Origin of the sequence: Fulvivirga kasyanovii (genome assembly GCF_009711405.1) — a bacterium.
In the GTDB taxonomy this organism is placed as follows: domain Bacteria; phylum Bacteroidota; class Bacteroidia; order Cytophagales; family Cyclobacteriaceae; genus Fulvivirga; species Fulvivirga kasyanovii.
Genome location: NZ_SMLW01000077.1, coordinates 1 through 490, shown reverse-complemented (window position 1 = coordinate 490; position 490 = coordinate 1). Strand labels below are relative to the sequence as shown.

Below are 490 nucleotides of genomic sequence, written 5' to 3'. Positions count from 1 at the left end.
CGGTGATGGAGGTCCCGGGGGTTCTGGGGGTAGCAGCGGGTCTTCTTCGTACGCCAGTGGGAAACCCGGCTCGGGAGGCGATGGTGGTGATGGTGGCCGCGGAGGCGATGGTGGTGATGGTGGTGATATAAGAGTATATGTGGACCCTGCTGCAAAACCTTATTTAGAAACAATAGTTTTTCGCTCAAAGGGTGGTGAAGGTGGCTCAAATAGTGTTGGAGGAAGTGGCGCACAGGGGGAACCCAGAGGTAACTCCGGTAGATCCGGTGAAAGGGGAAATTCCGGCTCTGAAGGCACGATTGAGTTTATAGACCAAAAAGTCACTTTGGATTGGTAAAGCAAGTATTACAAGGTCAGCCTCTCTAATTTTTGATGAGGCTGGCTTGATATTCCTGTTAAGCTCCAAATATTTTCACATTCCCTAACTCCCTCATATTGTTATACTTACGATCATCTTCCCATATCACACATTAAGTTTTTTACAAGAAAT

At 47.6% G+C, this 490-nt stretch carries 1 pseudogene; it reads left to right on the top strand.

Features of this window, described 5'->3' with window-relative positions:
• A pseudogene (locus E1163_RS30100) lies at nucleotides 1-337 on the top strand (hypothetical protein); the annotation flags it as partial.
• Between the last annotated feature and the right edge of the window lie 153 nt (nucleotides 338-490).